We start from the raw sequence: 10281 nt of genomic DNA, 5'->3' as shown, positions 1-10281 counted from the left end.
TATTTGGATAGATACGAAATTTATATGCTTTATTGATTATCATTCCTTTCACCTCCATTTCGATATGCTTCTATTATACAACAAACATACATTCGATAGGTAGTAAAGTAACACTTTATGTATGTCGAACAATTAAGATGGCTTACTGCCATCCCTTGTCCGAAGCCAATTCATCTCCCACCTACTCACTTCGCGTTCCTTGAGGAAGGAGTCTTCTTGGCTAAAATGATAAAAAAGAAGCACGTTGTGTGCTCCTGTATCCTACGGTTATTAAATTCTATACTAGTACCTCTTCAAACACATCAACTGCTCTCTTGCATTCATCAAGGGGTTTGAGATATAAAAAATAATCTCCTTCTATATAAAAGAGATCATTTTTACCGTTAACTTACTTTTTTAAAATTGAAAGCTGTCTTCTTTATTCCACCTCTTTTTACAACATATAAACCGATAAAGATTATTAACCCGCCAACTAATTGCATTATGTTTATTTTCTCTCCAATTGTTACAGCCGCAGAAATAACTGCGAACAGTGGAACGAGATACATGTAAACCATTACTTTCGTTGAGCCTATTTTACTAATACCGACATACCACATTGCAAGTCCGAAGATTGTCGCAAAGACAATCGAATATGCTAGAGACCCCCAGCTTAGCACGTCTACTGGCCACGTTAATGTATTTACATTTAATAAACAATATACAACAAGAGGTACAATTCCGATTAATGTTGACCAAGATGTGACTCTCATTGCAGAGTATTTTGTAATAAGAGGTTGCGCTAATATTGGATACCATCCCCACGCAATTGCTGCGACTAATCCAATTAAATTGCCGAGCCACGCATACTCATATGAAGCTCCTCCTGAATGCCCTGTTAATAAAACAAGTGCTGCACCAATAAAGGATAATATTGAACCAATTTGTACTTTCATCGAAAAACGTTCTTGTTTGTGTAATACTGCTAATATCCCTGTAAATATAGGTGACATCGCGATTAATAATGAGGCATTCGTAGCTGAAGTATATTTCACAGATAGCATAAACATTGTTTGATACATTGTCGTTCCAACTATACCGACCGCTAATAATCGGAACCAATCTTTTCTTTCAATACGAAGTGACCGTTCCATTAAAAATGTAATAAGTAATAATACCGGAGATGCTACTAAAAATCGTAAACTATTAAATTGAATGGATGACATAAATGCCACGCCATACTTTCCAATTGTATAATTTGCTCCCCATACTAATGCTACTGATACTAGGAGCCACTCCATTTGCCACCTTTTCATCCGAATCTTCCCTTCCATATTTAGCATAGTAAGATTGGCTGGATATAACACCATCCAATTGGCTGTTTTTTCACCCAGCCAATTTACTATAATGTGAGCGTATCTTTTATTCAGAATTTAACTCTCAATATATCAGGATAGAAAATGTAATAAAGATAGATCCCTCTTTGGGAAGGAAGGGATTAATAATAAAACTTGAAAATTCACAACTTACAAGCCATTGATGACTTTATTTATCTGTTACAACTGAAGCGATATATGGTAAGTTGCGATATCTTTCAGCACAATCGATGCCGTATCCAACAATAAATTCATCTGGAATGCGGAAACCAACATAATCTACACTTAAATCAACTTTTCGACGTTCTGGTTTATCTAATAAACTACAAATTTTTAATGTTTTTGGTTTATACATTGCAAAATGTTCTTTTAAAAATTGAAGTGTTAATCCTGAATCAATAATATCTTCTACAATAATTACATTTTTATTTGATATAGACATATTAATATCTTTTAATAATTTAACTTTACCTGTTGTTTCTGTTTGATTACCGTAGCTAGATGCAGAGATGAAGTCAATTTTAACTTCATTTTTAATATGTCGAACTAGATCAGCAGTAAAGATAAAAGAACCTTTTAAAACAGAGATTAAAACAATTTCTTCTTTTTTAAAATCATTTTCAATTTGTGATGCTAGTTCTTTTATTCTTGTTTGTAGTTCTTCTTCAGAAATTAAAACCTTATTTATTTCAATATTCATAAATTTCTCCTTTTCCATACAGTGTATAAATTTTTGAGTGTGTATTTCATATTATTTTTTTGTCCCACTAATTTCAGGTTTGAGTGGGATAAAGAAAATATATATCAGAGTTTATTTGATTTAAATACAAAAAAATCTAGTTGACAAAGGGAATTTGAAAAGATAAGTAAGATAATATTTTTATTTATCTTTTTCCGATGGAAAACTTTTCCCTCAATTTGTTAGTACCAGCAGATAGGAGGAGTAGTTCAAAAATCATTTTTAGTTATAGAAGTTAAAATATTACTAATGATAGATCCGGATATTATCCATAAAACTAAAATTACTTTTAAAATTATTAATAATGACTCTAAAATCATGGTATAATTACCTCCATTTTTATATAAAAACAAAATTGTTTTGAAAAGAGAAGATGATATGGTTTTTGTTTATACTGGTTCGAAGAATATAGAAGGTATAGTTATACCAATATTCTTTGATTTTGAAAGGTAAACTAGAGATAGTAATTCAAAGAAAGTTTTATCAATTTGAAAGATTTTACTTGATCCTCATGTAAAATACCATGTATATAAGAAATTAAAAACACAGAGTTCCTCCCCCTTATAAAAAGGAATTTTTATTAAATGGCACCTTTTTAATAAAAAAAGAGATCGTAAATGATCTCTTTTTTTAGGGTCTTGCTATTAAGGGGAGAAAAAAACATATAATAGATCGTATTTGAGATAAAGATAGAAAAATACGGTTAACAAAGGTATAAAAGGTAATGGTTGTTTTATTTTTGAAGTGTTATCTTAGATGAGTAGTGAATGGGCTGCAAATTTATTTCTCATAAAGTGTGTCTATGAACTTATTCTCTCAGTATTTGTTTTATGTTTTGCTATTGAACTATTTTTTTGAAAACACCAAGAATTTTTTATAATTCCTGGTGTTCCTTTTTATATTTGGAATTTAAATATGAAATGTTTGTAATAGATTTTTAGTAATTAAACTCCCCCCCTATCTGTTGGAGTTATCACACCTTCATACAAATTGAGGAAGGTGTCTTCTGTCGGAAAAAGATAAATCCAGATGAAAAATGTATCAAGTATATTATCTTTTTCTTCTTTATTGATTCCAATGTTAGTTAATGTGATTTGTGATGTGCTGTGATTTAAGATTTCTTGCAAAATGTCTACATCCTTTGTTTATAGAACCAATAACCGAAGGTTTTATGCATGGTGTGAGTCCCTATGGATTCTATGTCAGCAAAACCTCCGGCTTTTTGTAATTGTCGATAAACCTGGATTTTACTAATTAGTTGATCTCCTTTTCGAGAAGGAAATAACCAATTACTTTCTAAGGTTGGAAAATAGGAATAGACCTCATCAAAAATAAAAGTAAAATTAACCATACGTTCTTTCTTCGTTTTTCCCTCTTTGATCTTGAATTCTTTTCTCTTTTTCACATCTAATTATTAAATTTCACACTAATATAGCCCAAGCAATACTCTTCTCTGATATTAGAAGAAAAAGTTGCAAAGTACATATTTTATTAGGAAAGCAAAACTACAAGTATTATTAAGAATGAAATTATGGGGTTTTTCAATTTATCTTTTCTAACAACAGACTCCTTTTGAGGCTTCACCCTACCTTTTGGTGCATCTATTGTCTTATAAATCTTACAGAAGTAACCTGACCTGTTCTCTTCTTACCTATATATTCCTGTTTGCCATTCTCAAGGTTAGTCAAAGTCGCTCGCGTCTTTTCCTTTACTGCTTCTCCTTCTATAAGTTTTTTACTGTTAATTTATTTGTAGTGGTCGAAGGAAGATTAAAGAATTAGAATGCTGAAAGTTTATAGGTATCGATTGAAATCGTAGTAACGCTTCTTCATACACTCTCTACTGACGAACGTGACCTAATTAATACTACATAATAGAAAAAATCCTGCATGTTTGAAACATGCAGGATTTTTTCTATTATTCATTTTTCATAAAGTAAGAAATAAAACGAAGAATTTCAAGGTATAACCATACTAATGTCTTCATGATCCCTATTGTACTATACCACTCCATATATTTTGCTGCCCCACTATGTGCACCATTTTCAATTGAATCAAAATCTAATAATAGATCTAATGCAGCAACAACAATCACAACAGCACGAAATTTTCCAGTTACTTTTATTATACGATTTGCAGATAATACTAACATTGCAAATAAAATCGAAATGATTAATAATACAGCAGTTAAAGTAATAGAATTTCCAAAACTCATCACCCAAAACAAAGTACCATAACAAACATGTCGTTTATAGTACTTCCTTAACGTACGGAAAAACTAAGTTTTTTCACACAGAAATTCGCGCAATGTTAGCGAGACCCCATGCCCATCAACTTAAGAATTGAAACAGAATGAACTTTCGTTCAAATACACTAAAAGCACTTTATATCTTTAAAAATGAGTATACCAAATAACCCTTGATATATATATTTTTAAAATTATGCAGACTTCTTTTGTTTTCTCAATCCATTATATTCATAGACGACACCCAACATACAATTTTCTTTTTTATTTTCCCTTTCCCTTACGGAAAAATACACCAAGACAGTTATAACAGTATCTGTTATATTTGTTCTGGAATTTTTGTATTTTATCATTGGAGGAACTACATAATGGGGGAAATATTTAAGTTTTCGTGCTTAGGAATTATCGTATTAATTGTACTTGGTGTGATTGTAGCAATTGAGGGTGCCGGTGACGACAAGGTAGAAGCACCTATTACTGAGATAAAACAAAAGGCTCAAACAACTACGCCAGTAATCAAAGAAGAAACAAAAAAGGAAGAGCTTGAAAAAGAGGACTCTAAGAAAGAAGAAGCGCAAAAAAATAAACCAGGCATTAGCAAGGCTGAATTTGATCAAATTCAACACGGCATGAGCTATAAAGAAGTAAAAAATATCATCGGCAGCGATGATAAAGTCATTTCCGAAAGTGGGCAAACTGGCGATCAATTCTACACAATTATGTATTCGTGGAAAAGTGAAAAAGGTTTAGGGGCTAATGCTCGCTTTATGTTTCAAGAAGGAAAACTCCAAAATAAATCTCAATTCGGCTTGAAATAAAATTATCGTAACATAGACTTAGGGAGTGAGAACTCCCTTTTTTACTACGATTATTCAAAAGGTGGAATGAATTATGTAAGAAAAATCTAGTAAGGCTCGGGAATATCGAATAAAATATGCAAGATTTTATTCATTGCCGTGATGGTGCCGTTTTTCGGGTTCCCTTTTGTTACTAGATTAGCCGAAAAACTGTATAATATCCTGTATGATTGTCACTTTACCTATAAGTTGGCCAAAACTGCTTAGCCTGAAGGTATGATAGTACAAGCAGATAGGAGGGATTAGTTCAAAAATCATCCTTAGTGATAGAAGTTACAATATTTATAATGATAGCCCCGGATACTATCCATAAAACTAAAATTACTTTTAAAATTATTAATAATGACTCTAAAATCATGATGTAATTACCTCCATTTTTATATAAAAACAAAATTGTTATAAAAAGAGAATGTGATAAAAAAAGAATCCTGATATTAGGATTCTTTTTTTATGGTTCGAAGAATATAGTAGGCATAGTTATACCAATATTCTTTGATTTGGAAAGGCAAGCCAGAAATATTGATTCAAAGAACATTTTATCAATTTGAAAGGTTTTACTTGCTCCTCATATAAAATACCATGTATATAAGAAAATAAAAACATAGAGTTTTCCCCTTAAAAAGGGGAAAACTCTTAAATGGCCCTTTGTTAATAAAAAAGAGATCGTGTTTGGATTAAAAGATAGAAAAATACGGTTAACAAAGGTATAAAAGGTAATGGTTGTTTTGTTTTTGAAGTGTTATCTTAGATAAGTAGTAAATGGGCTGCAAATTTACTATTCATAAGTTGTATCTATAAACTTTTTCTCTCAGTATTTGTTTTATGTATTTCTATTGAATCATTTTTTGAAAACACCAGGAACGTTTTATAATTCCTGGTGTTTCTTTTCATATTAGGAATTTATATATGAAATGTTTGTAATAGATTTATAGTAATTGAACTACTCCAACTTATCTATTGGTACTATCACACCTTTACTTGAACTACCCCCACCTTCACTTCGTTTAGAAGAGGGGGATTCCTAAGTAAAGAGTTCTATCGAACTCTAATTTATTAGGCTAGCTCCACAGTCCTTGCGGTTAGAAGCCTAATCGCTTCATTCTTTAGATTGATACTTGCGTTAATATCCCTATCATGATGTGTTTGACAAGAAGGGCAGTTCCATTTACGTAGGTTTAGATTTTTAACGTCTTTATTTTGATACCCACAACAAGAACATAATTGGCTTGAAGCAAATATTTTCTATACGACAATGACTTGTTTGCCGTACCATTTTGCTTTGTATTCCAACATGGCTCGAAACTGTGACCATGATACCTCACTAATTGCTTTTGCTAACTTATGATTCTTTAACATATTCGATACTTGTAAATCCTCTATACCGATAACATCGTGGTTTTTGATGATTTCAGTTGAGATTTTGTCCAAATAATCTTTTCTAGCATTCGTCATGTATTCATGAATTCTAGCTACCTTTACTCGTTGTTTATTCCAGCGAAAAGATCCTTTCATTCTTCTAGAAAGAACACGCTGTGCTTTCGCCAACTTCTCTTCTAATGATCGAAAAAACTTCGGATTTTTATAAATTGTTCCATCTGACAAAATGGCGAAATCTTTCAGTCCTACATCCATTCCAATGTAAGATTGTGTTTTTGGAAGTTCTTGCACTTCTGTTTCAACTAACAATGACACAAAGTATCTGCCAGAAGGATTCCGTCTAACTGCAGCATTTAAAATACGTTCCTTTACTTCACGACTTTTGGCAAATCGAACAAGACCTAGTTTTGGCAATTTCATTTTGTTTCCTACAACGGCAATGTTTTCATTTGTTTGTTTTGTGGTATAAGATTGCACGTTGTTCTTCTTAGATTTGAAACGCGGAGTACTGTTTTGTTTTTTGAAAAAACGTGTATAAGCATCCGCAAGATTGCGAACAGAAGACTGAATCGCAATACTATCCACTTCTTTTAGCCAAACAAACTCTTTCTTCAGGGCAGGAAGTTTGGCAGAGCATGTACCATATGTTAAACCTTTTCCAGTTTCTTTGTATGCATGATCCCATAGAGATAGGAAGTGGTTGAATACAAAACGAGAACAACCAATCGTTTTATTGATTAGGGTCGCTTGTGCTTTATTTGGATAGATACGAAATTTATATGCTTTATTAATCATCATTCATTTCACCTCCATTTCGATATGCGTCTACTATACAACAAACATACATTCGCCTGGTAGTGAAGTAACAATTTATGTATGTCGAACAATTAAGATGGCTTCTTGCCATCCCTTGTTCGAAGCCAATTCATCCTCCCCCCTACTCACTTCGCGTTCCTTGAGGAAGGAGTCATCTTGGCTAAAATGATAAATTGAAGAGGAAGTCTTCTGTCAGAAAAAGATAAATTTAGTTGAAAAATAGATCAAGTATATAATCTTTCTCTTCTTTGGTTGTACCAATGTATTTAATTGTTATTTTTGGTGTACTGTGATTTAAAATTTCTTGCAACAGAACCCCAAAAAAGCCCTACATATGTAGGGCTTAATCATTCACACAATACTCTGCGCTTCCTCTTTTATTAATTGCTCTCTATGCATTTTAACATTCTGTTTATAAATGCAGCTGCGTGAGCGCGTTGTGCCGATCCTTTTGGTGCAAATTGATTGTGTTCATCACCTTTTACAATTCCATATCCGTAAACTCTTTGTAGTGCTTCTTTAGCATAGATTAAGTCTTTGTCTACGAATGGTAGTTCAACTGGTTTTTCCTTAATACCAGCATATTTTAGTGAGCGGTCAATCATAATAACAGCTTCTTCGCGTGTAATTGTGGCATTTGGATCAAAGGTATTATCACCACGTCCGATAATGATGCCTGCACTTGATGCACGATTGATACCATCTCTTAAAGATGAATGCGCTGCTCCTAGGTCTGTGAAACTAGCATTTCCGCTTGGTAATTGTAAAGCACGAGTAATTAAAGTAGCGAATTCAGCACGCGTTACAAGACGATTTGGGTAGTAATTTCCGTTCCCCTCTCCTAACATAATGCCTTTATCTGCTAATTGACGAATTTCTTGTTCATACCATCCACCAGTAATGTCATCATTAATGTTTTTCTCAACCGAAATTAATTCACTTTCATTATGAAGGCGGTCTACTGCTGAAACTGCGTATGTGTAGTCACCGCTGTTCATTACTACCTTGTCAACATATGATTGTGCCTTTGAACCGTTGTTGCGAATCGTTGTGACAATCGCTGATGAGTCGTTGACGTCAACTTGTTGTCCTTTGTTAAAACGATAGACAACGAAGTAGGCAGCCTCTTTACCAGCATTGTTATTCCATGAGATTGTTGCGCCATTAGAGCCATCTGTCACAAAAATTTCAGAAGGATTACTTGGTGCAGAATTATCTAACCAAGGCATAGTTGGAACTAATGCTGGATATTTGTAAGCATTTTCTCGTAGTCGTTCTTTAATACCTAGTCTATTTTCTTTCAAATCCGTGTAACTAAAGAAGATACTTCCTTTTATATTTGAAAGTGTTGAGTTAAGGGCTAATTGATTGATCATCTCATCTGGATTCTCCCAAGCCTTATCCCATGATTTATTAATGTTGTAAGCAGCTTGCCCGATGTATAGGTGTGTTCTTTTCCCTTGTGCTTCATTGTTCCACCATTTTGTTAGTACATCATAGTTTGCAACTTTAAGACTTCTACTCCAGTACACTTGTGGTGTTAAATAATCCACCCATTCTTTATGCAACCATAATCTTGAATCCGCATAAATCGCATCATAAGCGGATAAGCCCTTTGTCTCAGAACCTTGTATGTCATTCTGTTGATTTCTCCAAATCCCGAATGGGCTAATCCCGAATTTTACGTGAGATTTTGTTTGTTTAATACTTGTTGATAAATCATATACGAGTGTGTTAACGTTCTCACGTCTCCAATCATCTTTATTTTTACCTTTACCGTATGTTTCGTAAGCTGTTGCATCATTGAAATTTTTTGCATCTGCGTATGGGTAAAAATAATCATCCATATGAATTGCGTCTACATCATAGTTTTGTACAATTTCAAGAACGCTATTTTTGACATAGTCTCGAACAGCTGGGATACCAGGGTTATAGAGTAGTTGCTTACCGTGCTTAACAACCCAATCAGGGTTTTGTTTAGCAGGGTGATTTGCAGCTAATTTATTTACATCTTGGTGAGTTGTTGTAATACGATATGGGTTCACCCACGCGTGGAATTCTAAATTACGCTTATGCGCTTCTTCTACCATGAATGCTAGTGGGTCATAGCCAGGATCTTTTCCTTGTGTACCTGTTAAATACTCTGACCATGGGCCATATTTTGATGGGTAAAATGCATCACTAGTTGGCCTTACTTGTACAACAACAGCATTCATTCCCATGGATTTAACATCATCTAGGATACTAATAAACTGTTTCTTTTGTTCGTCAGCGCTTGCACCTTTCACTGGCCAATCAATATTAAACACAGTTGCAATCCAGGCAGCACGTAGTTCGCGCTTTTTATGTTGGGTTTGTTGTTCTGCTGCTTCTGTGCTTGATGCGGGTATGATAAGTGCTAGAAGCAAACTGAGAGTGAGTAGACTCTGGACGATTCTCCTACTCATTATTTTTTTTTCAAACATAATACTTTCTCCTTTTTATTTTGTTATTTGAGAATATCTCTCCTGCACTGTAGCTTTACTTAAAAGCTTTGTAACAGAATCTTGAGCAACCATGCAGATTGCATAGGCTCCTCTTCATTATAAATTTTAGTTAAGTAGATTTTTTTTTTTATTTTCCCTTTGATAAAGGGAAAATAAAATGTAAGATTTTATACAGTTTTTCGGCTAATCCAGTAACAAACGAGAACCCTTAGACTGTACAAGGATAGTAATGTATAAAAAAAATGTATAGATTCATAGAATAAAAAAGGAGGAACCCTAGTGAGAGTAGGGTTCCTCCTTTTCCTTGCTACTGATAATGATACGTTATGGTGCGACAGGAAGTCGCATTTCCGCAGTGTAGCTCACGCTACTAATCTAGACGCAAAGATTATCTCCATCCGAAACTG

General features: G+C 33.5%; 4 protein-coding genes and 5 pseudogenes. 1 reads left to right on the top strand and 8 read right to left on the bottom strand.

Translation table 11 applies throughout. From position 1 onward, the window contains the following. Positions 1-383: 383 nt before the first annotated feature. The 5 genes and pseudogenes from ACQKNR_RS28775 to ACQKNR_RS28755 all read right to left on the bottom strand — a co-directional run. Positions 384-1295, bottom strand: coding sequence for a DMT family transporter (locus tag ACQKNR_RS28775; RefSeq protein ID WP_427322649.1), 912 nt, complete (start codon positions 1293-1295; stop codon positions 384-386). Positions 1296-1524: 229 nt separating this feature from the next. Then, positions 1525-2055 carry a hypoxanthine phosphoribosyltransferase gene (gene hpt / locus ACQKNR_RS28770; RefSeq protein WP_427322647.1) on the bottom strand — a complete coding sequence of 177 codons (531 nt, stop codon included), beginning with the start codon at positions 2053-2055 and terminating at the stop codon, positions 1525-1527. Between the two features lie 1067 nt (positions 2056-3122). Next, positions 3123-3496 (bottom strand): annotated as a pseudogene (locus ACQKNR_RS28765) (tyrosine-type recombinase/integrase); the annotation flags it as partial. A 199-nt stretch (positions 3497-3695) separates the two neighbouring features. Further along, positions 3696-3821, bottom strand: a pseudogene (locus ACQKNR_RS28760) (S-layer protein); the annotation flags it as partial. Between the two features lie 190 nt (positions 3822-4011). After that, positions 4012-4314 (bottom strand): annotated as a pseudogene (locus tag ACQKNR_RS28755) (Bax inhibitor-1/YccA family membrane protein); the annotation flags it as partial. A 392-nt stretch (positions 4315-4706) separates the two neighbouring features. Between ACQKNR_RS28755 and ACQKNR_RS28750 the strand changes: the two are divergent. Next, positions 4707-5156: a DUF3862 domain-containing protein gene (locus ACQKNR_RS28750; RefSeq protein ID WP_427322645.1), complete on the top strand. Its 450-nt coding sequence runs from the start codon at positions 4707-4709 to the stop codon at positions 5154-5156. Between the two features lie 1092 nt (positions 5157-6248). On the opposite strand, the pseudogene tnpB reads toward ACQKNR_RS28750, so the two are convergent. The 3 genes and pseudogenes from tnpB to ACQKNR_RS28735 all read right to left on the bottom strand — a co-directional run bounded on the left by tnpB (position 6249) and on the right by ACQKNR_RS28735 (position 9853). Next, a pseudogene (gene tnpB, locus ACQKNR_RS28745) lies at positions 6249-7370 on the bottom strand (IS200/IS605 family element RNA-guided endonuclease TnpB). A gap of 226 nt (positions 7371-7596) precedes the next feature. Then, positions 7597-7701: pseudogene (locus ACQKNR_RS28740) on the bottom strand (tyrosine-type recombinase/integrase); the annotation flags it as partial. A 67-nt stretch (positions 7702-7768) separates the two neighbouring features. Continuing rightward, a complete protein-coding gene (locus tag ACQKNR_RS28735) occupies positions 7769-9853 on the bottom strand; it encodes a family 10 glycosylhydrolase (RefSeq protein WP_427322643.1) in 2085 nt (694 codons plus the stop codon). Positions 9854-10281 lie beyond the last annotated feature (428 nt).

The sequence above is a fragment of the Bacillus sp. NPDC094077 genome (assembly GCF_050279465.1).
Taxonomy (GTDB): domain Bacteria; phylum Bacillota; class Bacilli; order Bacillales; family Bacillaceae_G; genus Bacillus_A.
Note: the sequence above shows the minus strand (reverse complement) of the source record. Positions and strands in the feature narration are given on the sequence as shown.

Coding starts and splice junctions, on each gene's coding strand:
- ACQKNR_RS28750 (WP_427322645.1), top strand. CDS start 4,707: ATGGGGGAAATATTTAAGTTTTCGTGCTTAGGAATTATCGTATTAATT.
- hpt (WP_427322647.1), bottom strand. CDS start 2,055: ATGAATATTGAAATAAATAAGGTTTTAATTTCTGAAGAAGAACTACAA.
- ACQKNR_RS28735 (WP_427322643.1), bottom strand. CDS start 9,853: ATGTTTGAAAAAAAAATAATGAGTAGGAGAATCGTCCAGAGTCTACTC.
- ACQKNR_RS28775 (WP_427322649.1), bottom strand. CDS start 1,295: ATGAAAAGGTGGCAAATGGAGTGGCTCCTAGTATCAGTAGCATTAGTA.